General features: G+C 70.0%; 23 protein-coding genes, 1 tRNA gene, 1 pseudogene and 1 riboswitch. Of the genes and pseudogenes, 11 read left to right on the forward strand and 14 right to left on the reverse strand.

Going from position 1 to position 23,610, the window contains the following annotated elements; genetic code table 11:
• The first annotated feature begins 10 nt into the window (after window positions 1-10).
• Window positions 11-2,527 carry a hypothetical protein gene (locus IEY87_RS46590; RefSeq protein ID WP_189137417.1) on the forward strand — a complete coding sequence of 839 codons (2,517 nt, stop codon included), beginning with the start codon at window positions 11-13 and terminating at the stop codon, window positions 2,525-2,527.
• 667 nt (window positions 2,528-3,194) lie between these two features.
• Here the strand turns inward: IEY87_RS46590 and mptB are convergent.
• From mptB to IEY87_RS05585, 3 genes and pseudogenes are all read right to left on the reverse strand, one after another.
• Window positions 3,195-4,259, reverse strand: a pseudogene (gene mptB / locus IEY87_RS46595) (polyprenol phosphomannose-dependent alpha 1,6 mannosyltransferase MptB); the annotation flags it as partial.
• A 159-nt stretch (window positions 4,260-4,418) separates the two neighbouring features.
• Entirely contained in the window at window positions 4,419-5,147 is a 729-nt protein-coding gene (locus IEY87_RS05580) for a glycosyltransferase family 2 protein (protein ID WP_189137418.1), read from the reverse strand.
• Window positions 5,144-5,491: an STAS domain-containing protein gene (locus IEY87_RS05585; protein WP_189137419.1), complete on the reverse strand. Its 348-nt coding sequence runs from the start codon at window positions 5,489-5,491 to the stop codon at window positions 5,144-5,146. The genes IEY87_RS05580 and IEY87_RS05585 overlap by 4 nt, the downstream gene beginning before the upstream one ends.
• A gap of 288 nt (window positions 5,492-5,779) precedes the next feature.
• Between IEY87_RS05585 and IEY87_RS05590 the strand changes: the two genes are divergently transcribed.
• Entirely contained in the window at window positions 5,780-6,181 is a 402-nt protein-coding gene (locus IEY87_RS05590) for a hypothetical protein (protein ID WP_189137420.1), read from the forward strand.
• 4 nt (window positions 6,182-6,185) lie between these two features.
• Here the strand turns inward: IEY87_RS05590 and IEY87_RS05595 are convergent, their stop codons facing one another.
• A complete protein-coding gene (locus tag IEY87_RS05595; RefSeq protein ID WP_225277162.1) occupies window positions 6,186-7,304 on the reverse strand; it encodes a sensor histidine kinase in 1,119 nt (372 codons plus the stop codon).
• Complete coding sequence (locus IEY87_RS05600) at window positions 7,301-8,044, reverse strand: response regulator transcription factor (protein WP_225277161.1); 744 nt, start codon at window positions 8,042-8,044, stop codon at window positions 7,301-7,303. The genes IEY87_RS05595 and IEY87_RS05600 overlap by 4 nt, the downstream gene beginning before the upstream one ends.
• A gap of 48 nt (window positions 8,045-8,092) precedes the next feature.
• Here IEY87_RS05600 and IEY87_RS05605 point away from each other — a divergent pair, with 48 nt between their 5' ends.
• The 3 genes from IEY87_RS05605 to yidC are packed head-to-tail and all read left to right on the forward strand — an operon-like array spanning window position 8,093 to window position 9,173.
• On the forward strand, window positions 8,093-8,266 hold the full coding sequence (locus IEY87_RS05605) for a hypothetical protein (RefSeq protein ID WP_189138203.1): 174 nt from the start codon (window positions 8,093-8,095) through the stop codon (window positions 8,264-8,266).
• A complete protein-coding gene (locus IEY87_RS05610) occupies window positions 8,263-8,484 on the forward strand; it encodes a DUF6412 domain-containing protein (RefSeq protein ID WP_225277160.1) in 222 nt (73 codons plus the stop codon). The genes IEY87_RS05605 and IEY87_RS05610 overlap by 4 nt, the downstream gene beginning before the upstream one ends.
• A gap of 41 nt (window positions 8,485-8,525) precedes the next feature.
• Window positions 8,526-9,173, forward strand: a complete 648-nt coding sequence (yidC, locus tag IEY87_RS05615) for a membrane protein insertase YidC (RefSeq protein ID WP_189137421.1) — start codon at window positions 8,526-8,528, stop codon at window positions 9,171-9,173.
• Here the strand turns inward: yidC and IEY87_RS05620 are convergent.
• The gene (locus tag IEY87_RS05620) at window positions 9,157-9,588 is read right to left on the reverse strand and encodes an ATP-binding protein (protein ID WP_225277159.1); all 432 of its coding nucleotides are present in this window, start codon (window positions 9,586-9,588) and stop codon (window positions 9,157-9,159) included. The genes yidC and IEY87_RS05620 overlap by 17 nt on opposite strands.
• Window positions 9,589-9,731: 143 nt before the next feature.
• Window positions 9,732-11,555, reverse strand: coding sequence for a PAS domain S-box protein (locus tag IEY87_RS05625; RefSeq protein ID WP_229699299.1), 1,824 nt, complete (start codon window positions 11,553-11,555; stop codon window positions 9,732-9,734).
• A gap of 142 nt (window positions 11,556-11,697) precedes the next feature.
• Here IEY87_RS05625 and IEY87_RS05630 point away from each other — a divergent pair, with 142 nt between their 5' ends.
• Window positions 11,698-12,264, forward strand: a complete 567-nt coding sequence (locus tag IEY87_RS05630) for a methylated-DNA--[protein]-cysteine S-methyltransferase (RefSeq protein WP_189137424.1) — start codon at window positions 11,698-11,700, stop codon at window positions 12,262-12,264.
• On the opposite strand, the gene IEY87_RS05635 is transcribed toward IEY87_RS05630, so the two are convergent.
• Window positions 12,233-13,582 (reverse strand): purine-cytosine permease family protein, encoded by a 1,350-nt coding sequence (locus tag IEY87_RS05635; RefSeq protein WP_189137425.1) that lies wholly within the window; start codon window positions 13,580-13,582, stop codon window positions 12,233-12,235. The genes IEY87_RS05630 and IEY87_RS05635 overlap by 32 nt on opposite strands.
• Window positions 13,573-13,685, reverse strand: a riboswitch (TPP riboswitch). (Overlaps the previous gene by 10 nt.)
• Window positions 13,686-14,022: 337 nt before the next feature.
• Here IEY87_RS05635 and IEY87_RS05640 point away from each other — a divergent pair.
• Window positions 14,023-14,466: a hypothetical protein gene (locus tag IEY87_RS05640; RefSeq protein WP_189137426.1), complete on the forward strand. Its 444-nt coding sequence runs from the start codon at window positions 14,023-14,025 to the stop codon at window positions 14,464-14,466.
• 152 nt (window positions 14,467-14,618) lie between these two features.
• Here the strand turns inward: IEY87_RS05640 and IEY87_RS05645 are convergent, their stop codons facing one another.
• Window positions 14,619-14,942 (reverse strand): rhodanese-like domain-containing protein, encoded by a 324-nt coding sequence (locus IEY87_RS05645; protein ID WP_189137427.1) that lies wholly within the window; start codon window positions 14,940-14,942, stop codon window positions 14,619-14,621.
• Window positions 14,939-15,376 carry a winged helix-turn-helix transcriptional regulator gene (locus tag IEY87_RS05650; protein WP_189137428.1) on the reverse strand — a complete coding sequence of 146 codons (438 nt, stop codon included), beginning with the start codon at window positions 15,374-15,376 and terminating at the stop codon, window positions 14,939-14,941. The genes IEY87_RS05645 and IEY87_RS05650 overlap by 4 nt, the downstream gene beginning before the upstream one ends.
• A gap of 78 nt (window positions 15,377-15,454) precedes the next feature.
• Here IEY87_RS05650 and IEY87_RS05655 point away from each other — a divergent pair, with 78 nt between their 5' ends.
• Complete coding sequence (locus IEY87_RS05655) at window positions 15,455-16,858, forward strand: MFS transporter (protein ID WP_189137429.1); 1,404 nt, start codon at window positions 15,455-15,457, stop codon at window positions 16,856-16,858.
• 4 nt (window positions 16,859-16,862) lie between these two features.
• Here the strand turns inward: IEY87_RS05655 and IEY87_RS05660 are convergent, their stop codons facing one another.
• The 3 genes from IEY87_RS05660 to IEY87_RS05670 form a co-directional block, all read right to left on the reverse strand.
• The gene (locus IEY87_RS05660) at window positions 16,863-17,741 is read right to left on the reverse strand and encodes an Fpg/Nei family DNA glycosylase (protein ID WP_189137430.1); all 879 of its coding nucleotides are present in this window, start codon (window positions 17,739-17,741) and stop codon (window positions 16,863-16,865) included.
• Between the two features lie 41 nt (window positions 17,742-17,782).
• Window positions 17,783-18,388: a TenA family protein gene (locus IEY87_RS05665; protein WP_189137431.1), complete on the reverse strand. Its 606-nt coding sequence runs from the start codon at window positions 18,386-18,388 to the stop codon at window positions 17,783-17,785.
• Between the two features lie 90 nt (window positions 18,389-18,478).
• Window positions 18,479-19,783: an LCP family protein gene (locus IEY87_RS05670; RefSeq protein WP_225277158.1), complete on the reverse strand. Its 1,305-nt coding sequence runs from the start codon at window positions 19,781-19,783 to the stop codon at window positions 18,479-18,481.
• A gap of 246 nt (window positions 19,784-20,029) precedes the next feature.
• Between IEY87_RS05670 and IEY87_RS05675 the strand changes: the two genes are divergently transcribed.
• Both IEY87_RS05675 and IEY87_RS05680 read left to right on the forward strand, forming a co-directional pair.
• Entirely contained in the window at window positions 20,030-21,376 is a 1,347-nt protein-coding gene (locus IEY87_RS05675) for a hemolysin family protein (RefSeq protein ID WP_189137432.1), read from the forward strand.
• On the forward strand, window positions 21,373-22,410 hold the full coding sequence (locus IEY87_RS05680) for a hemolysin family protein (protein WP_189137433.1): 1,038 nt from the start codon (window positions 21,373-21,375) through the stop codon (window positions 22,408-22,410). Before IEY87_RS05675 ends, IEY87_RS05680 begins: the two co-directional genes overlap by 4 nt.
• A 176-nt stretch (window positions 22,411-22,586) precedes the next feature.
• Here IEY87_RS05680 and IEY87_RS05685 read toward each other — a convergent pair.
• Window positions 22,587-22,669 (reverse strand) — tRNA-Leu (locus tag IEY87_RS05685).
• A gap of 198 nt (window positions 22,670-22,867) precedes the next feature.
• Between IEY87_RS05685 and IEY87_RS05690 the strand changes: the two genes are divergently transcribed.
• On the forward strand, window positions 22,868-23,608 hold the full coding sequence (locus IEY87_RS05690) for an FHA domain-containing protein (protein WP_189137434.1): 741 nt from the start codon (window positions 22,868-22,870) through the stop codon (window positions 23,606-23,608).
• The last annotated feature ends 2 nt before the right edge of the window (window positions 23,609-23,610 follow it).

Genomic DNA, 23,610 nt, shown 5'->3' on the forward strand with positions numbered 1-23,610 from the left:
GCGCCCGGCCATGCGTACCCTCGCCGCTCTACTGCTGGCCATGATGCTCACGGCCCTCTGCGCCGCCCTTGGCCCGGCCGCCGCCTCAGCAGGAACCGCCCAAGGTCGCGTGGCCCTGGTCGGCGTGCCCGGCCTTGTGTGGAGCGACATCGACCAGTCCCGCACCCCGAACCTCTGGAAGCTCGTCACCCAGGGCGGCTCCGCCTCGATGTCCACCCGGACCGTGCCGCCCCAAGGCCGCGGCATCACCTGCCCCGTCACAGGCTGGCTCACGGTGTCGGCAGGCCAGCGGGCCGGGACGCCGGGCAAGGGCTGCCAGGCCACCCCCACCCCCCAGCCCAACGGCGAAGGCGCGACGATCCCAGGCTGGCGTGACCTGGTGACGCATCAATCCACCACCGGGTACGCCGCCCAACTGGGCACACTTGCTCAAACCATCACCGACTCCGGCGGAACCGTAGCCGCGATCGGCCCAGGCGCAGCCCTAGCCGCTGCCGACAAATCCGGAAATATCGCCAAATACGCCGACACCCCGGAAAGCCTGGGCGACCCAACCCGCTACACCCTGATCGTCATGGAGGCTCCTGACCTCGCCAACGCCTGGGCCGACCAGCCCCCGGACGAGTACGGCATCCCCGCCTCCATGCCCTCGACCACCCGCCAAGCAGCCGCCGCAGCAGCCGACCGCCGGATCGGCACCCTCCTCACCACCCTCCCCGCCGACACGACGATCCTCGTAGCAGGCGTCTCGGACGTCACCCCGGGCGCCCACCTCCACGTGGCGATCGCCACCGGCCCGCCGTACAGCCACGGCCACCTGACCGCGACCTCCACCCGCCAGGACGCCCTCGTCACTCTCGCGGACCTGACCGCCACAACGATCGAGCTGGCCGGCGCCGAACCCGCCCCCCAGGTCGTAGGCCGCCCCTGGCAATCCGCCGCCACCCCACCCCCGGCCACCGTGGCCGACTCGGTCACCGAACTGGCCGACGCCGACCTGGCCAGCCAGGTCCTCGTCACGGTCCGCGGCCCCTTCTTCGCCATATTCGTAGCGGTCCAGCTCCTCTTCTACGCCTTCGCCGCCCTCGCCCTCCGCCGCCGCCGCGCCTCATCCACCCCAGCCCGCCCCTCCCCCTCCACTCCAGACCGCCCCCAGCCCGCACTTCCAGCCAGTACGTCACCCGCATCCCCCACCACGACCGCCGCCCCCACGCAGGACTCCCTCCAGGAGGACCCGCAGAGCCCCGCCCCGGCAACCCCTCCGTCCCCCAAGCCGAACTCACCGACAGACCCCACCACTTCCGGCACAAGCCCAGCGCGAGCAACAGACCCCCCAGCCATCAGCGCCAACGGCAACGGAGTCGAGCACCGGACGCAGCCGCTCTCCGGGGGCTCGGGGGGCTCCGATCGCCTCCCTCGGGCCGGGTTCGAGGTGGCGAGCGCCTCTCGGCTGCTGGTCGCCGTGCAGGTGGTCTCCGTGGTGAGCGGATCCATCGCCGTCTCCACGTTCCTCGCGCAGTTGGTGCCCTGGTGGAGCTTGCCCGCGCCGATGACCGCCCTGATCGTCACCATCCTGGCGATCGCCGGCCTCATCACCGCCCTGGCCTTCGCCGGCCCCTGGCGTACGCACGTGCTCGGCCCGCTGACCGTGGTCGCGGCCGTCACCTCGGTCGCCATGCTGGTCGACGTGATGACCGGCTCCACCCTTCAGGTGAACGCCGTCTCCGGGTACGAGCCCGTCACCGGCGGCCGGTTCTACGGCTTCAGCAACATCGCCTTCGCCATCTACGCCACCGGCACCATCCTGGGGCTGGCCGGGGTCGCTCAGTGGCTGATGGGCAGGGGTGCGTCGAGGTTCGTGACGATGCTGGTGTGCGTGCTGTACGGCGGCCTGGCGGTGTTCGCCGACGGGTGGCCCTCCTGGGGTGCGGACTTCGGCGGCGTACCCGCCTTCGTGGTGGGTCTGGCCGTCTTCCTCATCCTGCTCTCCGGCCGCCGCGTGTCGGTGCTGAAGCTGCTGCTGGTCGGCCTGGCCGGAGGCGCGCTCATCAGCGCCATCGCCCTGTTCGACTGGCTGCGCCCCGCCACCCAGCGCACCCATCTGGGCACCTTCGTCCAGCAGGTCATCGACGGTCAGGCGTTGACCGTCGTCGTCCGTAAGTTCACGGCGATGGTGGGCGTGACCGTCGGCAACTGGTCACTGACGCTCCTCTCCCTGGTCGCCCTGGCCTTCCTCTTCCTGGTGCTCAACAGGCCCTCCCGCTGGGGCGCATCGGCTCTCGGCCAGACCTACGCGCTCGCCCCCGCACTCCGCGCAGGCCTGATCGGCGCACTCACCTCCGCCTTCATCGGCTTCCTGATGAACGACTCGGGCATCGCCATCCCGTCCATGGCGCTCACGGTCGCGGTGCCCCTGACTCTGGCCGCGTGCGTACGCGCCCTGCAGCTCGCCAAGTCCACACCATTAGCGCCGCCGTCAGCGCAAGAAGCGCCCACGGAGCGAACTCACCCCGTACGACGGTCCTGAGCCATTCGAGCTCCGGCGGCTGCCCAGCGACACGCGCCGGAAGATAGGCCAGCGACAGCACGATCAGGTGTACGACCATGAACCGGTCCACGGTGGAAGCGGCGACCAGGGCCAGCAGCCCGAACGCGAGCCCGTCGTACCAGGGCAGCACGTACGGCGAGGCGAACAGATAGGCGACCACCAGCACCAAGGCCACCACCGTCGCCTCATCCCCATCACCCCCACGACCCACATGCTTTCCGCCGCCCTCCGGCCCCACCTGGCCATGGACGGACGATTCGCCCGCCGACCGCCCGGCCGGGTCAGGCCGCCCGGCCGTGGACGGGTCAGGCCGCCCGGCCGTGGACGGGTCAGGCCGCCCGGCCGTGGACGGGTCAGGCAGCTTGGCCGTGGATACGAGCCTTACTCGGCCGGCGTCCGCCGCACTGCTGCCGCCCGTCGCGGCTGTCGGGGCTTGCCGCCCCCCACTCGGCGGGTGCTCTCCACCGCCCGGCAGACGCCCAGGATCTCCCGGCGAGCGCTCGGGATCGCCCGGAGGACGCTCGGGATCGCCCGGCGAGCGCTCAAGGTCACCCCGTGGACGCTCAAGGTCACCCGGCAGGCGCTCAGCGGCGGCACCTCGTGGGGGCCCGGGGGTGAAAAGCCTGGTGGTGAGGGGGAGGCGGTGGGAGGTCAGGCGGAAGAGGCACCAGGCCACGAGGGCGAGGACGAGCAGGGAGCCGATCTGGATCTCGCCCCGGTAGGCGCTGCCCGTGCCGACCAGTGACTGCAGCCAGCCCTGGACCAGCTTCCAGAACGAGGCGTTGGACACGGACTTGCTCGTCCGGGTCACCGGTTCGAGCGCGGCGGGTCCGACGATGGCGTAGCCGACGGCCACCACCGCCAGGGCGATCCCCGCCATCAGGGCCAGGCGAGCCGGACGGCGGCGAAGCTCCCAGGCCGGTCCGAGGGCCACCAGTCCGGCGTTGAGCTTGAGCGCGACCCCCACCCCGAGCAGCGCCCCGCCGACCACCGGCCGGCCCCTGGCGAGGAGGGCCGCCACCATGCAGGCGACGACCAGGGTGTCCACGTGCATGCCCGCCACGAGTTGGTAGAGCAGCAGCGGGTTGACCGTCCACAGCAGGGCGGCCCGGGTGCGCCTGGCCGGGTCGTCCCTGGTGAAGCGGTCTATCAGCAAGCCGGTGGCGATGAAGGCGGCGGCGTTGACCAGAGCCAGCACGAAGATGGTGAGCCGGAGCGAGTCACCGCCGATCCAGCCGGCCAGGGCCTGCACGGCCGTCGCCACGGGACCGTAGACGCTGGGCTCCTCACGCCACGGCGCTTCGACCGCGTCGGCTATGGGGTCGCCGGGCAGGGCGTGCGCGCCGTGCGTGTAAGGATCGAGGCCGAGGGTGACCATGCGGCCGTAGGCGGCGTAGTTGAGATGGTCGCCTGACCCTGCCGGGGGCAGGAACGCCAGGAGACCTGCGGCCAGGCAGCCGACGATCACGAGGATGCGGGGCAGGCGGGCCGAGGTGGCCGCCGGCGGCAGCGCCGTCAGGGCCGTCAGCAGGCCGAGACCACCGAGGACGATCGCGGCGGCGGCCATCGCCACCACCGCGTAGGGGTGCGGGTGGACGTCCAGAGAGTAGGGCGGATGCCAGCCCGGACCTCCCAGCGCCGGGATCATGGCTGACGGGCCGAGCAGACCGATGGCGATCGTCAGCATGATCGAGGCAGCGATCGACACCATGGCCGGCACCGCGAGCCGGTCAGGCGGCCTGACGCTCCGCGTCTCGGAAGTCACCCGCAAATTCCAGCACACTCCACGCCGGGCTTCGGCCGCCGATCCCCAGCCTGTGGATAACCCGCCCGCCCCCAGCAAACGGAAGCCGTACGGACCGAGTGCCCGTCAGCGTTTGGGACGCAGCTTGGCCAGGCTCTCGACCACCACCGGCTCCCGGCCGGCCAGGGCCAGTGCCACGTCCCGCAACTGCTTGGCGCGGTGCAACTGGGCCCGCCAGTCAGACCCAGTGGCCCGGTGCGCCATCTCCACCTCGACCTCGACGATCCGATACCCCTTGCGCAGCAGATCGATGGTCAGCGCGGTCTCCACGCCGAACCCGTGCGCCAGCGGCCGGGCCGCCTCGAAGGCGGCTCGGGTGAGGCAGCGCTGCCCGTTGAGGGGCTGGGACGCCTGGAAGCCGGTGGCGCGGCGGATCCCGTCCCGGGACAGGCGCACCACGATGCCGTGGCCGGCCAGCTTCACCCGAGTCTGGAAGACCGCGATGGTCATGTCGGCCTCGCCGGCCCGGACGGGCTCGACTAAGGGGGCCGCCGCCTGAGCGGTGCCGGCCAGGTCGGCGTCCAGGAAGAGCAGGTGGCGCGGGGTGTCGGCGTCCAGCAGCCGGACCGCCTCCGCGCCCGTCTCCATGGCGGCGGCCTTGCCGCGGTTGCGGCTGTGGCGGACGACCTTGGCTCCCGCGGCCCGCGCGACCTTGCCCGTCTGGTCGGTCGAGCCGTCGTCGACCACGACGACGAGGTCGACGCCGGGCAGGTCGAGCGCGGACTTGACGGTGAGGCCGATGCGATCGGCCTCGTTCTTGGCCGGTATGACGACCGCCGTGTCAGGACTCGTCATGAGCCCTCGGTGATGAGGAACTCCTGCGGCACCTCATCGTGCACGGTGAACACCGAGTCCAGTCCGGTCACCTGAAGGATCTTGCGGACGGCGGGGCGCGGGGCGGCCACGTCGAGCGCGCCTCCCTGCTCCTTCATCCGTTTGAGTGCTGACAGCAGCACGTTCATCCCCGTGGAGTCACAGAAATCCACGGCGGACATGTCGATGACCACGCGGCTGGGCCCTTCCTGCAGCAGGCGGGTGAACTCCGACTGCAGGTGGGGTGCCGTATAGAGGTCGATTTCGCCGGTGATCGCAACGAGTGCATGGCCGGCATGTGATCGAGTCGAGACCTTGAGCTCCACATGGGCAGGCTAGCGGCGAGACGGCCTCGGGTCACGTTGTCACGCCGATAGGGGGACGACGGGTATGAAGCGACGAGGCGAATCGACCCGTTCTTGACCTGACGTGGTGACACATTTTGCCATCAGGAGCCCCTGGTAGCGATCTGGCGATGAGAGTCCCTGTTTCGCCATCGCGGAGACGGAGAGTACGCGAAGCTTGACACTGTGACACCGGCGCCGGCGCCTTCGCGTCGGTCACCACTTCACTCAGGAGGAGGGGCTGGGCGAGTTTCGTGGGCCCGATCACCGATGAACACAGACCAAGCCGAAGATCCTCAGCGTCAGAGGCTCCGCGAGCAGCTGGAGGCCATTTTCATCCGCACGGAGAAGGCCGCTCCCTGGCATGACGAGGCCGCGCGCCTGCGCGGCCTGGTCAACCACGAGGGGTACGTCCCCGTCCGCACCAAACTGGCCGGCGAGGACCTCGACTTCCTCGCCGGCGCCCGTGACGAGCTGCTCAGGTTCTCCGAGCTCGGGCTCCGGCTGCTGGACCTGCACCAGCCGCGCGACGCGGGGGGCATCACCAGCGACGCCGCGCATCCGATCCTGCGGTGCCGGAGCTGCATGTGGCGCTGGCCCTGCCCGACATTTCGTGCGATGTCGGAGTCGTTCGGGACGAGCCAGGAGTCGACCGTTCCGGAGTCGGCCTGATGGGTCAGCGCGGTGCGTCGACCAGTGGCAGCCGGATCTCGAACCGGCAGCCGGGCCCGTCGTTGACCACGCCGATCATCCCGTCGTGCGCCTCCACGATGCCCTGAGCGATCGCCAGGCCGAGCCCGGCCCCGCCGTCCGCCGTCGGGGTCCGGGCCGCCTCGCCCCTGAACGCCACGTCGAACACCCGTGGCAGGTCTTCCTCCGGGATGCCGCCGCAGCAGTCGCTGACCGACACGCAGGCCATGCCCTGGTCCACCCGGGCCCGCAGCACGACCGAACCGTCCGACGGCGTGTGCTTGATCGCGTTGATCACCAGGTTGGCCAGCGCCCGGCTGAGCGCGCCCGCGTCGGCCTCGACCGGCACCGCGGCCGTCGCCTCGGCCGTCAGCAGCACACCCTTGGCCCTGGCCAGCGGCTCGGCCCCGGCCAGGGTGTCGGCCACGACGTCCGACAGCCCGACCCTGGCCCGCGACAGCCGCAGCGCGCCGGCGTGGATCCTGGACAGCTCGAACAGGTCGTCGACCATGGCCGACAGGCGTTCGACCTCCAGCTTGATCTGGCCGTGGTAGCGGCTGACCGTCTCGCGGTCGGTCACCACCCCGTCCTCCAATGCCTCGGCCATGGCCCGCATCCCGGCCAGCGGGGTGCGCAGGTCGTGGCTGACCCAGGCGACGAGCTCGCGGCGCGCGCCTTCCAGGGCGCGTTCGCGGGCGTACGCCTCCTCCAGCGTGTTGGCGATCGTCTGGAGCTCGGCCGGGAGCTTGCGCGGCGCGACGAACGGCAGCTCGCCCACGGCGGCGACGAGCCGCCTGCTCTCCCCCACCACCCGCCGGGCCAGCACGAAGGCGACCCCCAGCCCGACCAGGCCGCCCACGGCCACGACGCTGAGCACGATGTTCCGCGCCGGACCCTCGATGATCATCCTCATGGTGATCGCCACCACGCCCGCCAGGGTCGCGACGACCGCGACCACCACCACGACGGCCAGCATCACGCCGATCGACCGGGTACGCAGCCACCACATGACCGCGATGCCCAGGGCCGCCACCAGAAGTCCGAGCCCGGCGGTGACGGCCACGATCACGCCGAGGTCGTCCATCGCGGCCACGTGCGGCGTCATGCCGGGCCCTCCAGCGGTTCGTACCGGTAGCCGACTCCCCACACCGTGACGATCCTGCGCGGCTCGGTGGGGTCCGGCTCGATCTTCTCCCGCAGCCGCCTGACGTGCACGGTCACGGTCGAGGAGTCGCCGAACGACCAGCCCCACACCTGGTTGAGCAGCGCGGACCTGCTGAAGGCCTGCCTGGGGTTGCGCATCAGGTAGGCCAGCAGGTCGAACTCGCGGGCGGTGAGCAGCACCTCGGCGCCGGCCAGCCGCACCTCGTGCGCGCCCACGTCGACCATCAGGTCGTCATCGCGCAGCACCCCGGTACCGCCGGTGACGGCGGCGCCGCGCGCCCTGCGCAGCACCGACTGCACCCGCAGCGCCAGCTCGCGCGGGCTGAAGGGCTTGGTCACGTAGTCGTCGGCGCCGGTCTCCAGGCCCACCACCCGGTCGATCTCCTCGCCCAGCGCGGTCAGCATGATCACCGGGACCGGCCAGCGTTCCCTGAGCTTCCTGCACACCTGAAGTCCGTCGATCTTGGGCAGCATCAGGTCGAGCACCATCAGGTCGGGCGGGCTGGCCAGCGCCCTGCGCAGCGCCTCCGCGCCGTCCGCGACGCACTCCACCTCGTGCCCGTCCCGCTCCAGGTAGCGGGCCACCACCTCGGACACGGTGGGGTCGTCGTCCACGACCAGGATGCGGGTCTTCACGACCTCACGGTACGGCGCGACCCGGTCGATCGACACCCACGTCATGACTTCGTAAGCCTCGCGGATCTATCGGCCAGGACGTACGGTGGCCCCATGAGTCGAGTCATCATGCTCGTTTTGGGCGCCCTGCTGGCGCTTTTCGTGCTGTTCAATTTCATCATTCCCATGGTCCTGGGGCTGCTGAAGATCGCTCTCATCATCGGGGTGGTCGGTCTGTTCGTCTTCATCGCGGTCACCCTGGTCGGTAAGTCGTCCTCATCCCGGTGACGCTTTTCCTGTTCGATCCCTGGCTCATCGCCGTCACGATGATGGCGGTCCTGCTGCTGGCCTCATGGGCCGCCAGGATGCTGCCCGTCGTCGGCGGTGAGCCGGCCGGCTTCCCCCTGGTCTACGCGCGGCGTACGGCGTTCCCGCGCCAGAGCGATCCCGACGCGCCGGGACGGCCACGGCCACGAGCCCCCTCCACACGCCCCGCTGCCGAATAAGCGGGGCTGTCAAAGCCCTGACCTCCTAGTGGGATGGGCTCATGATCGATTCACTGGTCACCTTCGTCATCGGCGTGTCCGGCGGCAACGCCGCTCTCGCCATCGTGCTGTTCACCCTGGCCGTGCGGCTCCTGCTGCTGCCGCTGGGCATCCGCCAGGCGCGTAGCGCGCGGATCAGGGAGCGCCTGGCGCCCAGGCTGCGCGCGCTGCGCGCGACATTCGAGCGCGACCCGGAGCGGCTGGCCAAGGAGACGTCCGCGCTCTTCGCCGCCGAAGGCACCTCACCGTTCGCGGGGATCCTGCCGGGCCTGGCGCAGCTCCCCTTCATGTGGCTCGTGTACCGAGTCGCCACGCATCCGACCGCGCTCGCCGGCCATGACCTTCTGGGCGCTCCCCTGGGTCAGCAGGTGGCGAGCGTGGTCACTAGTTACGGTCTGGTCAGCTGGCCGGTTTCGGTCTTCGCATTGGTCATCGTGCTGCTCGTGGTGGTGGCCTGGCTGACCTCGCGGCAGATCAGGTCGAAACTCACGGCGGAGCAGCCGGAGGTCCTGCGCAGGGTCATGCCGCTGCTGCCGTACGGGTCGGTGCTCGCCGCCGCCGTGCTCCCCCTGGCGGCGGGGCTCTATCTGCTGGTCTCCACGGCCTGGACGGCCGGGGAGCGGGCGGTGCTGGCTACCCGGCCTCTTTGAGCACGCGGATCTGCCCGTTCACCGAGCCATGGGGAGCGGGCAGAATCGCCCACACCGTCGTCGTGTCACCGTCGTGGCGAACCCCCCAGCTCTCCGCGACGTACTCGACAATGCCCAGGCCACGGCCGCCCAGTGAGGACAACGTCGGGCGGCCCGCGCGCGGCTCGGTCGCCGCGCCCCCGTCGCTCACGGCGACCTCAATGTGATCATCACTGCGCATCCAGGTGACCTTCACCATGCCGGAAGGCAATGGATGCGCATGCCTCAGCGCGTTGCTCATCAGCTCACTCACCACGAGGACGGCATCGTCGATCGCGGTGCTGAACACCCCACAGTCCTGCAGGTCAGTGCTCAGACGCTGGCGGGCAACGGCGACGCTGGACGGCGCGTACGGCAGCAGCACGACGCTTGACACACCCACCTCCCCCGCTCACAGTGCCCCCCGCGGGAACACACCCCGGTACGACCGAAATGCCCCGTTACTCGATCCCAGAAACCGCATCTCGATCACAGCTTGTACACATCGGACGATAGATCAGCTCAACTGTGACCACCTCGTTACCGCATCGGTGTGTCGGATCCGATAGGTGAAGCACTTCTCAGCACGAGCTTCATCCGGGTGCCTCCGTCGGGCCGCGGATGGGCGCTCACCTCGCCGCCCTGGGCCCTGGCCAGGCTGCGCACGATGTAGAGACCGAGCCCGACGCCGCCGAATCTTCTGCGGTCACCGCTGTCCACCTGCACGAACCGTTCGAAGACGCGCTCCCGGTCCGAGGGCGCGATACCGACGCCCTCGTCGTCGACCACCACGGTCACCCCGCCGTTCTCGGGCCAGGCCGCCACCCTGATCAACCCGCCCTTGGGCGAGTACTTGAAGGCGTTCTCCAGGAGCTGCCCGAGGACGATGTCGGTGGCGAGCGCGTCCCCCCGCACCGGCGGCAGTCCGGCGCCGATGCTCACTTCGACCCGATGTTCGTCGGACAGCACCGGCAGCCCGAGCGTCGCCGCGTGCACCCGCTCGGCCAGATCGAACGGCTCGTCCCTGACCGCCTGCTCCTCCGCCCCCGCCCTGGCCCCCAGCAACAGGTGGTCCATGAGCTGCCCGAGCGAACGCGACCGCTCGGCGATGGTGTGCACGGCCGAGCGCCGCTCGGCGTCGCTCAGCTTGTCCCAGCGGGTGTCCAGCGTGCTGGCGAAGCCGCGCACGATCGTGATCGGGGTGCGCAACTCGTGGCTGGTCGTGGCCAGGAACAGGTCCTTGGCCTCCTCCAGCTCCTTGGCGGCGGTCACGTCGCGGAAGTCGACGACCAGCTCGCCGGTCTCCTCGATCTGCGCGCTGACCACGTCGAGCCAGCGCCCGGTGTCGAGCTGGAAGGTGAGCTTCTCACCGGGGGCGGGCAGCGGGAACGGCGGCTTCTGCCCGATGACCGTCTCGGCGGGGACGGCGGTGAGCTCGACGGCGGCCGGGTTCCACCTGAGCACCCGGCCCTCGTCGTCGAGCACCGCGATGCCGTCCGCGCTGGCGTCGAACACCGCCCGCTCGTACGCCCGCTGCCGCACCGCGTCCTGGTAGGCGACGGCGTTGCCGACCGCGATGCCCGCGTGCCCGGCGAGCAGCTCCAGCAGCTCCAGCTCCAGATGACCCGGCTTGCGCTTGGCGAACAGCGCGTAGAGGGCGCCGTACGGGCGGCCCCCGACCGCGGCGAGACCCAGCGCGATCGTGTGCAGCCCCTTCAGCTCGGCCCACACCAGGCCGTCGAGCTCCTGTGACTCCAGCATGACGGTCTTGCCGGTGCGCAGCAGCTTGCCGACCAGGCTGGAGTGCAGGTCGGCGGTGCTGTCCTGCAGCGTGCGCGGAAGCTGATAGGTGCTGACCAGCCGCACCCGCTCCCCGTCGATGAGCACGAACCCGCCCGCGTCCGCGCCGGTCAGCTCGGTGAGGCTGGCCGTGATCCGTTCGAGCACGGCGGGCAGGTCCAGCTCGGCGTTGATGTCGCCCACCACGTCGGTGAGCCGCCGCACCAGCCTGGCCCGGCGCGCCATCCGGTTCTTGGCGGCGTCGTCCATCCGGACCAGGTGGTAAACGCAGACGTAGCCGGCCACCGCGCTCCCCGTGAGCAGCGCGCTGATGTCCACCCGCACGTCGAGCAGCTCCCCGTCGCCGCGCACCCGCTTGGTGCGCAGCGAGACCTGCTCGCCCGTACGGACCCGCTCCAGAACGGCGTGGTGCTCGGCGGTCAGCTCCTCCGGCACGATCGGCGCCCTGCGCCCCAGCATCTCCTCGGCGCTCCAGCCGAAGAGCCGCTCCGCCGCCGCGTTCCAGACCAGGACACTCTGGTCCCTGTCGAAGGCCACCACGGCGTTGGGCGAGCTGTCGAGCACAGCGCGGGCTATCTCATCGTCACTCCCAGCCCTTAGGTCCCCCACATCTCCATAGTGCCTGTGGCGTGGCGCTCATGCCGGGCGATCCGTCCGATACGCTGCGGTCACGGCATTTCCGTGGCTGGCTGAAGAGGGTGAAAGCATGTCAGGCGACCTCGAAGCCCTGCTGCGGGTGACATCCGACACCTACCGTGACGACCGGCCGCTCGACGTCGCCTTCGGCACCTATGACGGCGCGGTCGGCCGGCTGGTGCTCGCGGTGACGGCCCGGGGCATCGCCTCCTGCAGCTTCGAGGACGAGCAGATCGTGTACGAACGCGTCGCCAAGCAGGTCGGCAGCCTCATCGGCCCCGAGGCCCGGCGGCTGGACCCGGTGCGCAGGGAGCTGGACGCCTACTTCTCCGGCCGGCTGCGGGCCTTCGCCACGCCGGTCGACCTGGCCCTCGCCACTTCCTTCGCGCGCACGGTGCTGCAGAAGACGATGGCGGTCCCGTACGGCACGACCACCACGATGGAGCGGATCGGCGAGCTCATCGGTCGGCCACGCGCGCTGCGCGCGGTCGGCAACGCGCTCAACTCCAACCCCGTGTGCGTGATCGTGCCGTGTCACCGGGTGGTGCGTGAGGACGGCGAGCTCGGCGACTACGCCGGAGGCGTGGCCGCCAAGCGGCACCTGCTCAACGTCGAGCGTCGCGAGTCGCGCGCCTGAGCGCGCCCACCGCCAGCGTGACCAGGGCCGCCACGATGGCGGCGCCCAGCGCGCCGTTCATCCAGGGCTCCCTGGTGAAGCCGATCGCCTCGCGGACCCCGGCCCACATCCCGTCCCACGCGGCGACCGTGGGGGTCGAGGTGGTCAGCCAGTAGGCGGCGAAGCCGAGCGCCCAGGGCAGCAGCATCGACCAGCGGGAGGGCGCGTTCTCGGCGGTGTTCCAGCGGGCCCCGCCGCCGAGCAGGAAGTAGTCCACGGCCAGCACCGCGAACATGGGCACGAAGACCGCGCCGATCAGGCCGAGGAAGGCGCCGTAGGACGTCACGTCGACCACCAGCGCGATGGCGACGGTCAGCACGCCGATGGCGATACTGAGGATCCGCCGGTCGACCCGCGGCATGAGGTTCTGCAGCGAGACCGTCGTGGAGTAGACGTTGGCGAAGGACTGGTCAGCCTCGCGCAGCACCAGGATGGCGAAGAACAGCGCGCCCAGCGGCGCGGCCACGAAGGGCACGAACACCGCCGTGCTGTCCGCCGCCACCGCCCCGGCGCCCGCGATGGCCACCGCGTAGACGCCGAGCCCGAGGCAGGCGACCTGGGCCAGGGTGTAGCCGCCGACGACCCCGGTGAAGGCCGCCCGGCTGGACCTGGAGTGCCGGGCGAAGTCGGCGGCGAGCGGCACCCACGACACCGACAGCGCGATCACGTAGTCGACCGCGGGCATGAACGCCGCCCACGTCCCGCCCGTCTGCGGCGGCGCGTCCCCGAGGAACTGCACGGCGAACCAGACGAGCGAGACGATCACGGCGATGGTGATGTAGCGGCGCAGCAGCCTGATCGCGCCGAGCGGCCAGATGGTCAGCACCGTGGTCAGCACCCCGGCGACGATCACCCACACCGCGTATGGGACGGTGTCGCCGAAGATGGCCATCGCGCCCATGGAGATGACCCAGAGCTCGAACGCCCCCCAGCCGATCATCTGGATGATGTTGAGCACCGTCGGGATGTAGGACAGCCGGGCCCCGAACAGCCCGCGCAGCAGCACCATCGCCGGCTGCCCGGTCTGCGTGCCGGGGATCGCCGACAGCCCCACCATGGCGGTGCCGATCAGGCTGCCCACGACCGTCGCGGTCAGCGCGGCGGCCAGCGTCAGCGGAGCGCCGCCCAGCGGGTCGATCAGGAACAGCGCCCCGGAGAAGCCCAGCAGGCTGACGGCCAGGTTGGCCCAGAGCGCGCCCTGGTCGAGCACTCCCAGCGTCTTGGGGGCCGCGCTCTGGAGAGTGAGGGGAACTTCGTCATCGTGGACGGCATGCGACATCGCGCACTCCCTACGCCGGCATTACCCGGACAGGTTCATGCGGTCGGCAGCAGCGGTAGCTACCCTCTCAGCCTGGTTGCCCCAAGCTCCCGCGGGGGTTTGGTACACGAAGCCGGGATCATCCCAGCTCGCGCCCCCATGATGCACCATTCGTCCTAGATCGGCCACCACCGGGGTAGCCGCCATCGCGCCCCCGGGAGAGTCCGTGCAGGTCCGCGGGAGCACAGCTAGGTGCGTTCGCCGCGCTCACCGAGAACGGGGGCAGGAGGGCTGCCCACTTCATCATCACATCGGGTGACCAGGCGTATTCCCAGCGTATTCCACACTGCTCCCGACGCGTGCAACGATCACTCCGGTGAACCGGGCCGCCGGAATCGCTCGTGTCAGCAGGGATTTCGAGCAGGGCGAAGCCTCGTCGCACATCTCTTGCTGGAGGACTGTTGAAGACACGCATTCTGGGCGCCGCGCTGGGAATCGCAGTATTGAGCGGGCTGCTGGTGGCAAGCCCGGCACAGGCGAGAGACGGAGTGTCCTCCGCCCGCATAGACACCGCGAGATACGGTGGCGGGTCCGTCCGGGCGACCGTCGACTTCGTCAACCGTAGGAAGGTCGTGTTTCGGAACTTCACGGTGCGCGACCTCTGTCCCGGCGACAACCTCCCGGTGCGAGCCCGGGCTTGGTGGAGACACACCGACGGAACCAACGGGTACGGCGCCTGGAAGTCGGACACCAACGGCTGCGGCGACGACGGCACCAACTTCGGAAACATCACCCGCCGCAGCACCAAGCCCATAGCGATGGTCTGGGTGGAGGTGTCCGTCTACATCCGACCAGGCGAGCGGACTACCAAGATCAGCAAGACCCGAGACAACCAGTACAACTGAGCCGCTGACGCTCAGGCTTTCTGATGGTCGGCGTACCAGGACTTGATGAGCCGTACAAGTAACCGAAGGGTCATCCGCAACCGTGCGGGTGGCCCTTGACCTGCGTCTCAACGCAGTACCGGCCGATGACAGCGCAAACTTGACGGGTTCGTTCAGGCGACGAAGGGCTGCTGCCCCGTCTCGCTCACCATCGGCCGCTTCTCGTGCTCCCAGGACCGCATGCCGCCGTCGACGTTGATGGCATCGCGGCCGAGCTGGTTGAGCCAGGCCGCCACCTGCAGCGAGCGGCCGCCCGACCGGCAGATGATGTGGACGGTCCGCTCACTGGGGACCTCGTCCACGCGGGACTGGATCTGCGTCATGGGAATGTGCACCGCCTCGGGCGCGTGGCCCGCCACCCATTCGTCCTGCTCACGGACGTCCAGCAGGTAGGCGTCGGCGGGGACGTCTCGGACCTTGACTTCGGGAACCGTCATGTCTCCATCATCTCGCGTCGCGCATCGTACGCCGCACGCGCTTCGGCGATCTCCTGCTGGTGCTGCTCGGTCCAAGTCACCAGCGACTTGATCGTCTCGTGCAGCGTGCGGCCGAGCGGGGTGAGCGCGTAGTCGACGCGCGGTGGCACCACGGGGTGGACGGTACGGTCGACCAGGCCGTCACGTTCGAGCTGGCGCAGCGTGACGCTGAGCATCCGCTGGCTGACGCCGTCGATCTCGCGGCGCAGCTGGGTGAAGCGCAAACTCTGGCAGTCGAGCAGGGCGATGACGAGCAGCGACCACTTGTCCGCGACGCGGTCGAGGATCTGCCGGACCTCGCAGCCCTCCCTGACGTCCCACTGGCGGATGTCGTAGTCGTCGTCGGGGACGGTGCCGTCGAAGTAACCGAGTGACTTTGAAGTGCCGTCTTCCATGCCTGTCCATGCTGCCGCATGATGTGGACGGTTACAAGAGGTAACTGATGTGCGCCAACGTAACCGGGGGATTCCACCATGATTGCTGAGGAACGACTCAGAGGCCGCCCGCTGGGCGTGCTGATGGTGCTGTGCGGGGCGATCTTTCTTGAGGGCATCGACGTCGCCATGCTGAACGTCGCGCTGCCCGCCATCCGCGCCGACCTCGGGCTGTCGACCACGATGCTGAGCGGCGTGGTCAGCGCCTACGTGCTGGGCTACGGCGGATTCATGCTCCTCGGCGGCCGGGCGGCCGATCTGCTGGGCAGGCGCAGGATGTTCCTGCTCTGGCTGACCGTGTTCCTGATCTTCTCCGGGCTGGGCGGCTTCGCGAACGAGGGGTGGGTGCTGCTGGTCGCCAGGTTCGTCACCGGGGTGGCCGCGGGATTCATGACCCCCGCGGGGCTCTCGCTGATCACCACCGGGTTCGCCGAGGGCAGACTGCGCAACAAGGCCCTGCTGATCTACGCGGGGACGGCCGCCGCGGGCTTCGCGCTCGGCCTGGTGGTCGGCGGCCTGCTGACCGCACTCGGCTGGCGGTGGGTGTTCTTCGCGCCGGTGATCCTGGCGCTGGCGATCCTGCTCACCGCCATCCCGCTGATCAAGGAGCCCGCCGTGCCGCCGCGCGCCGGCGGCCGATTCGATCTGCCGGGCGCGGCGACCATCACCGGCGCGATGATGTTGCTGGTCTATGGCGTGGTACGGCTGGAGCACCCGGCCGAGGGCTGGGTCTGGACCGCCGCCGTGTTCGCCGGCGGGCTGGCGCTGGTGGCGGCGTTCGTGGCCATCGAGCGCCGCTCGGCCGAGCCGCTGATCCGCCTCGGCGTGTTCCGATCGGGGGCGCTGGTGCGCGCGAACCTGGCGGCGATCCTGCTCACCGCCGCGTTCTTCGGCTTCCAGTTCCTGATCACCCTCTACCTGCAGGAACTGCGCGGCTGGTCGGCGATCCAGACCGGCCTCGCGCTGCTCGCCGCCGCCGCCGACGTGGTCCTCGCGCCCACCCTCACGCCCGTGCTGGTCAACCGCTTCGGCAACGCCCGGGTGATCTTCGGCGGCCTGGTGTCCGGGCTGGTGGCCTTCATCCTGTTCCTGGGCGTCGGGATGGACTGGACGTACGCGGCCATGCTGCCGTCGATGCTGCTGATCGGGCTGATGTTCGCCTTCGTGTACGGCCCGCTGACGATCGTCGCGACCGAGGGGATCGACGAGCACGAGCAAGGGCTGGCCGGCGGGCTGATCAACACGTCCTTCCAGTTCGGCGCCGCGCTCGGGCTGTCGGCGGTCACCGCCGTCAACGTGGCCGCGCTGGCCGCGGGCTCGACCGGGATCGACGCCCTGCGCGCGGGGCTGGCGGTGCCGGTGGCGGCCACACTGCTCGCGGCCGTCATCGTCGCCTCCGGCCTGCGCGGGCGGACCCGGGCCCCGGTGCCCGCCCGCGTGTAGGCCGCTACTTCAGCAGCTTGGACAGGCGGCGATCGGCCAGCGGTTTGCCGCCCGTCTGGCAGGTGGGGCAGTACTGCAGCGAGGAGTCGGCGAAGGAGACCTCGCGGATCGTGTCACCGCACACGTCGCAGAGCTGCCCGGCCCGGTTGTGGACCCGCAGGCCGGACTTCTTCTCCGCCTTGAGGTCCTTGGCCGCCAGGCCGTGCGCCCGCTCCACCGCCTCGCGCAGCGTGGTGATGATGGCCTCGTGCAGGTCGGCGATCTGGTCGTCGGTCAGCGACGCCGCGATCTTGAACGGGGACATCCTCGCCGCGTGCAGCACCTCGTCGGAGTAGGCGTTGCCGATGCCGGCGATCACCTTCTGGTCGCGCAGCAAACCCTTGATCTGGGTACGGTTCCCGCCCACGATGCGCTTGAGCGCGGCCACGTCGAAGGCGTCGTCGAGCGGATCGGGGCCGAGCGCGGCAACACCCGGCACATCGTCCGGATTTTTCGTGACATATACGGCGAGGCGTTTCTGCGTCCCCGCCTCGGTCAACTCGAAGCCGGGCGCGAGTCCCTCATCATCGGGCGCCAGGCGCACCCGTACGGCCAGGGGGCCTTTGCCCGGCCGTACCGGCTTGGCGTTCGTCAGGTCCTCGCGCCAGCGCAGCCAGCCCGCCCGGGCCAGGTGAAAGATCAGGTGCAGTCCGTCGCAGTCCAGGTCGAGGAACTTGCCGTGCCTCGACACGCCCGTGACCGTCAGCCCGCCCAGGGCGGTGACCGGCGGATCGAAGGTCTTGAGCGCCTGGAAGGCCACCACGTCGACGCCCAGGATCGTGCGCCCCACCGCCCGCTCGCGCAGGAAACCGGTGAGAGATTCCACTTCGGGAAGTTCCGGCATGCCACCAGACTACTGATCGGTTGTCCACAGCCTGTGGACGACTACGGCACCTCCCAGAAGGCCAGCTCGTGCCGCATCCCCTCGGCGAAGAGGGCCTCCGCCCGCGCGGGGTCCGGATCGGCCTCGTCGATCATCTGCCCGATCCGCGCGGCCAGCGCCGCGAACCCGGGATCGGCGTAGGTGTCCACCCAGGCCCGGTACCGCGGCTCGACCGGCGGATTTTCCGCCAATATCTGACCCAACGTCGAATATCCCCACATACACGGATAAAGCGCGGCGAGCCCGTCCGCGTACGAACCCGCCGACTCCAACAGGAACGCCGTGTACGCCGCACAGGCGGGCCCCTTGACCGCCCCATCGAGATCCGCCCCGAACCCGGCCGACAGCGACCGGTGCAGATCCAGCTCGTCATGGAACGTGGCGTGCGCCAGGTCCACCAGATCCCCCAGGTGTTCCGGCGGCGCCTGCCAGGCCAGCCGGGCGAACACCCGTACATAGTCGTGCAGGAACAGGTAGTCCTGCTCCAGCCACGACCGGAAGACCGGCTCGGCCAGATCACCCCGCCCGATGCCCACCACCGTGGGATGCGCGAGCTGGGCCTCCACCAGCGGCCGGCCGATCGCGTGCAACTTCGCAGAGACAGTCATGGCCAGCACGTTAGTGAAGGCGACGATCGCCTACGAAACGGACGTACCGTCTGACGGCTCCGGTGCGCGCCGCACCGGAGCCGGGCGGGGTCAGCTGGCGTCGAGGATGTCCTTGGGCACCGGCTTGTCCTCCTTGAGCGCGTTGAACAGGGCCAGCGCCTTGGTCCTGTCCCACTTGACGGCCGTGCCCCCGCCCGCGATCTCACTGCCGCCGAACGGCACCACCGTGGTCACCGGGCTGTCGCCCATGGCCAGGCCCAGCGAGAGCATGTCGAACACGCCCGTGCCGTTGTCGACGGCGACCGCCTCGGTGGCGGCCGAGGCCAGCGGGAGCGAGGTGAAGGGGTTGATCAGGACGCCCGGACTGGCCGCCTTCTTCACCACCGCGCTGAGGAACTGGCGCTGCCGCTTGGTCCGCTCGAAGTCGGGCAGCGCGCCGCCCTTGCGGGTGCGGACGTAGCCGAGCGCCTGGCCGCCGGTGAGGATCTGCTTGCCCTTCTTCAGCTTGAGGCCGGCCTTGGGGTCGTTCACGGCGGCGCGCACGTCGATCTCGACCCCGCCGACCGCGTCGACGATGTCCACGAAGCCGGCGAAGCCGATCTCCATGTAGTTGTCGATGTGCACGCCGGTGACCGTCTCGACGGTCTGGACCAGCAGCGGGGGCCCGCCGATCGCGTAGGCGGCGTTGAGCTTGTTGCGGCCCTTGCCGGGGATGGTGACCGCCGAGTCGCGGGGCAGGCTGACCAGCGTCGGCCGGTCGCCGGTGTCCGGCAGGTGCAGCAGCATCATCGAGTCGGTCCGCTGGCCCGCGCTGCGGCCCGTGGCCAGCTTCCTGCGCTGGGCGGCGGACAGGCCCTTGCGGCTGTCGGAGCCGACCAGCAGCCAGTTGGTGCCGGGGGTGTCGGCGGGGCGGTCCGGGTAGTCGTCGAGCACCTTGTCGATGCCGGCCAGCTTGCCGTCGATCCAGAAGAACAGGCCCACGGTCGTCACCAGCAGCACCGCCAGGATCGCCGCGATGATCGTGAGCACGGTCCGGGCGCGGGGTCGCCTGCGTGGTGGCTTCGGCCCCGAAGGTGGTGGCTTCGGACCCGAAGGGGGAGACTCCGCGCCCCCGCGCAGCGGCCTGACCGGGCTGCTGCCCGACCGCTGCTTGCCGTACACCCGGCCTTTGGGCTTCTGGTCGCCGCCCTGGGGGCTCTGGTCGGCCATCGGCGAGCTGACGACGGTCGCGTCATCGGCGACCGGCGGGCCGCCCGAAGTCGGGCGCGCGCCCGGCCGCTGCGGGAACGCGTGCGCCGGAGCGCCCGCCGAGCGGGGCTCCTCGTCGTTCCTGCGCGGCAGCGGCCTGCCGTCGCCTGGCGAGCGCATGGCCCGCGTCCGATCGTCCTCAGACACTTGGTTTCTACTTCCCTTCGCTTGGCATAGACGCTACGTCCAACCCCCTGCCAGTGCAGACTTCTCGCCAAGCTTTTCCCACGGAAAAGTACGCAGAACGCGGCTTAAGTCACTCCCGGAAACAGAGAAGCAAGCTGCATCGTTAGGTTTATCGACGACCTCTACCGAAGGGAAGATCGTGTCCGCTCCGGACTCATGGAATAGTCGCCCGTGCATGAGCACGGGTTTTCCTGAGAGCTCGCCTCGGTGAGCGCCTATGTGGGGCTGCTGGCCCTGTTCCTGCTCACCGCCGCGACAGGCTACTTCGTCGCCCAGGAGTTCGCCTTCGTCGCCGCGGACCGGGGTGTGCTGCGCGAGCAGGCCGCCGCCGGTGACGCCGCCGCCGAGAAGGCGCTGCGGGTGACCTCGCGTCTCTCCTTCATGCTGTCGGGCGCTCAGCTCGGCATCACGGTCACGGCGCTGCTCGTCGGCTTTCTGGCCGAGCCCGCCATCGCCGGGATCGTCCGTCCCTGGCTGACGGACGCCGGCCTGTCCGAGGCCATGATCGCCGGGCTGTCCGTGGCCATCGGCGTGCTCGTGGCCACCATCGTGCAGATGGTGCTGGGCGAGCTGGCCCCCAAGAACCTCGGCATCGCCAGGCCGGAGCCCGTGGCCAAGTTTCTGGCGGGCTCGACGCTGGCGTACCTGACCGTCGTGGGCCCGGTGATCCGGCTGTTCGACTCGGCGGCCACCGGCCTGCTGCGGAAGATCGGGATCGAGCCGGTCGAGGAGGTGGAGCACGGCGCCACCCCCGAGGAGCTTTCCCGGATCATCGAAGAGTCGACCGAGGCGGGCGAACTCCCCCCTCGGCTGTCAGCACTGCTGGAGCGCGCCCTGGAATTCGGCGACCACACGGCTGAGGAGATCATGGTACCGCGCCCCCGAGTGGTCGCACTCCGCGATTCTCAGCCTTTGTCCGCCTTCGTCGAGGTGATGCGGCAGTGCGGTCACTCCCGCTATCCGGTGCTCGGCGGCGACGGTGACGTGGTCGGCGTGACCGGCGTGCGCGAGCTGCTCGCCTCCGGCCTGGACGAGGGCAGGATCGCCGACATCACCCGGCCGCCGCTGCTGGTGCCCGACTCGCTGCCGCTGCCTGTGGTGCTCGACAGGATGCGCGTGGCCAAGGACGACATCGTCTGCGTCATCGACGAGTACGGCGGCCTCGCCGGTGTGATCACCGTCGAGGACCTGGCCGAGGAGTTGGTCGGCGAGCTCGTCGACGAGAACGACCCGGACCCCGTCGGCGCCGTGCGGCAGCCGGACGGCGCCTGGGAGGTGCCCGGCCGGCTCCGGCTCGACGAGGTCGAGCGGGCCACCGGCGTGGCGCTGCCCGAGAGCGACGACTACGACACCCTCGGCGGGCTGATCCTGGCCAAGCTGGGCCGGATGCCGGAGCCGGGTGACACGGTGACGGTCGAGACCGTCCCCGAGGACGACCCGTTCACCGAGGACGAGGACCAGCACCTCGCGGAGCTGACCGTGATGTCGCTCAACCGCCGCGTGCCCGAATGGGTACGGCTGGCGCCGACCAGGCATGTGGAGGCAGCGCGATGACGATGATCCTGATCGGTGTCGTCCTGCTGGCCTTCAACGCGCTGTTCGTGGCCGCGGAGTTCGCCTTCGTGTCCTCCAGGCGCCACCGGCTGGAGGAGATGGCCGGGGGCGGCAACCGCCTGATCAGAATCGCCGCCAGATCGGCCGTGGGCGGCAGCCGCCAGCTCTCGCTGATGCTCGCGGGGGCCCAGCTCGGCATCACGCTCTGCACGCTGGGGCTCGGGCAGGTCACCGAGCCGGCGATCGAGCACTACCTGGAGCCGGTCTTCGCCGCCCTGGGCGTGTCGGAGTCGCTGCGGCTGCCGATCGCGCTGACGATCTCGCTGGCGCTGGTGACGTTCCTGCACATGGTCGTGGGCGAGATGGCGCCCAAGTCGTGGGCGCTGACCAACCCGGAGCGGGCGGCCCTGATCCTGACGCTGCCCTTCCGCGGCTTCACCTGGGTGATGCGCCCGCTGCTGTCCTCGCTGAACGGGCTCACCAACGCGATGCTGAGCCTGTTCGGCGTGCAGCAGCGCGACGAGCTGGCCTCCACCAGGACGCCGCGCCAGCTCGCCATGCTGGTGGGCGAGTCCGGCCGGATGGGCCTGCTCGACCGGGAGGAGCACGACCTGCTGACCAGGGCGCTGCGCTTCGAGGCCGAGGGCATCGAGCGGCTGATGGTCCCGATCGGCCAGGTGACGGCCGTGCCGTCGTCCGCCGACACGGCCCGGATCCGGCAGGAGGCCGCGGCCAGCGGCCACCTCAGGCTGCTGGTGCGCGGCGAGGGCGCCGTGGAGGGCGTCCTGCACGCCCGTGACGCCCTGCTGGAGCCCAACCGTACGGCGGGCGAGCTGGCCCGCCCGGTGCCCCGGCTGCCCTGCGTCACGCAGGTCCCGGAGGCCGTGACGGCACTGCAGGAGGCCCGCTCGCATCTGGCGCTGGTCACCGAGGCGGGCGGCACGGTCATCGGCATGGTGAGCCTGACGGATCTGCTCGGCCAGTTGCTCGACACCCGGCGCCGACCGTCTGACGCCACGTTCGCTGTGGGCTAAAACACATCGCCCGGCCGAAAGTAACTCGAAAGTGAGTTGCAACCGGCCGGGCGTACTTTTCGCCCCCGGGGCCACGCCACGCGGAGAGGTCAGGTAAAAAGAAGAAGCCCCGGCTCTTGCGAACCGAGGCTGTCTTTCGTCAGTGTAGATCTACCGATTTCATCGGAGATCCGAGGTGGGCGAGGAGGGATTTGAACCCTCACGTCCTTTCGGACACACGGACCTGAACCGTGCGCGTCTGCCGTTCCGCCACTCGCCCTTGTGGGTGCTGAGAAACAGTAGCACGTAACAGCCACCAGTACTGAACCCGGATACGATCGCATAAGACACGGGAGCGGAGGAGCTGGGCGCGAGGGCCGACGAGCGCCAGGACCGCCGCGACGTGGGACGAGCGGAGACCGGGCGCCACAAGCGTCTGGGGGCCGCGATCATATGCACGGAGGAAGGGAGGTACCCGGTGGGAGTCCTTCAGCGCTTCGAGCGACGGCTCGAAGGCTTGGTTGAGGGGGCCTTTGCGCGGGCGTTCAAATCTGACCTTCAACCGGTCGAGGTCGCCAGCGCAGTGCAACGGGAGATGGACGAGCGGGCGGCGATCGTCGCCCAGGGTCGCACTCTCGTGCCCAACGACTTCGTGGTCGAGCTGTCCACGACCGACAGTGAGCGGCTTGAGGTTTACGCCGACAACATCAGCCACGAGCTGGCCAACCTCGCCAGGGAGTACGCCAAAGAACAGGGCTACTCCTTCGTGGGACCGGTCCGGGTCCGTTTCGAGACCGCCGCCGACCTGGCTGTGGGACTCTTCCGCATCAGGTCCGGCGTCATCCGTGGCGCGACGGTCGAGCAGGACGAGATTCGCCAGCCGGCGAGCGATCTGCCACCGTCTAGGCCCAACGCTTTCGGCGGGCGGCCCCGGCTGCTCGTCTCCACTCAGGACGACCCACAGGGCGACCGCTCCTACGAGCTCACCACTCCGGTGACCTTGCTGGGACGCGGCACCGACTGTGATCTTCGTCTCGTCGACCCCGGCGTTTCGCGTCATCACGCGGAGCTACGCGTCGAGGGTCAACTGGTCGCTCTCGTCGATCTTGGATCGACGAACGGCACGTTCGTCAATGGCCAGCCGGTACGCAGAATCGAGCTCCAGAACGGCACGCGAGTGACGCTCGGACGCACGACTCTGGTGTTCCGGCGCGATTAGGG

It is taken from the genome of Nonomuraea glycinis (assembly GCF_014646515.1).
GTDB classification, from domain to species: Bacteria; Actinomycetota; Actinomycetes; order Streptosporangiales; family Streptosporangiaceae; genus Nonomuraea; species Nonomuraea glycinis.

Coding starts and splice junctions, on each gene's coding strand:
- IEY87_RS46590 (WP_189137417.1), top strand. CDS start 11: ATGCGTACCCTCGCCGCTCTACTGCTGGCCATGATGCTCACGGCCCTC.
- IEY87_RS05580 (WP_189137418.1), bottom strand. CDS start 5,147: ATGACGAGTCCTGACACGGCGGTCGTCATACCGGCCAAGAACGAGGCC.
- IEY87_RS05590 (WP_189137420.1), top strand. CDS start 5,780: ATGAACACAGACCAAGCCGAAGATCCTCAGCGTCAGAGGCTCCGCGAG.
- IEY87_RS05595 (WP_225277162.1), bottom strand. CDS start 7,304: ATGACGCCGCACGTGGCCGCGATGGACGACCTCGGCGTGATCGTGGCC.
- IEY87_RS05600 (WP_225277161.1), bottom strand. CDS start 8,044: ATGACGTGGGTGTCGATCGACCGGGTCGCGCCGTACCGTGAGGTCGTG.
- IEY87_RS05605 (WP_189138203.1), top strand. CDS start 8,093: ATGAGTCGAGTCATCATGCTCGTTTTGGGCGCCCTGCTGGCGCTTTTC.
- yidC (WP_189137421.1), top strand. CDS start 8,526: ATGATCGATTCACTGGTCACCTTCGTCATCGGCGTGTCCGGCGGCAAC.
- IEY87_RS05630 (WP_189137424.1), top strand. CDS start 11,698: ATGTCAGGCGACCTCGAAGCCCTGCTGCGGGTGACATCCGACACCTAC.
- IEY87_RS05635 (WP_189137425.1), bottom strand. CDS start 13,582: ATGTCGCATGCCGTCCACGATGACGAAGTTCCCCTCACTCTCCAGAGC.
- IEY87_RS05645 (WP_189137427.1), bottom strand. CDS start 14,942: ATGACGGTTCCCGAAGTCAAGGTCCGAGACGTCCCCGCCGACGCCTAC.
- IEY87_RS05650 (WP_189137428.1), bottom strand. CDS start 15,376: ATGGAAGACGGCACTTCAAAGTCACTCGGTTACTTCGACGGCACCGTC.
- IEY87_RS05655 (WP_189137429.1), top strand. CDS start 15,455: ATGATTGCTGAGGAACGACTCAGAGGCCGCCCGCTGGGCGTGCTGATG.
- IEY87_RS05660 (WP_189137430.1), bottom strand. CDS start 17,741: ATGCCGGAACTTCCCGAAGTGGAATCTCTCACCGGTTTCCTGCGCGAG.
- IEY87_RS05665 (WP_189137431.1), bottom strand. CDS start 18,388: ATGACTGTCTCTGCGAAGTTGCACGCGATCGGCCGGCCGCTGGTGGAG.
- IEY87_RS05680 (WP_189137433.1), top strand. CDS start 21,373: ATGACGATGATCCTGATCGGTGTCGTCCTGCTGGCCTTCAACGCGCTG.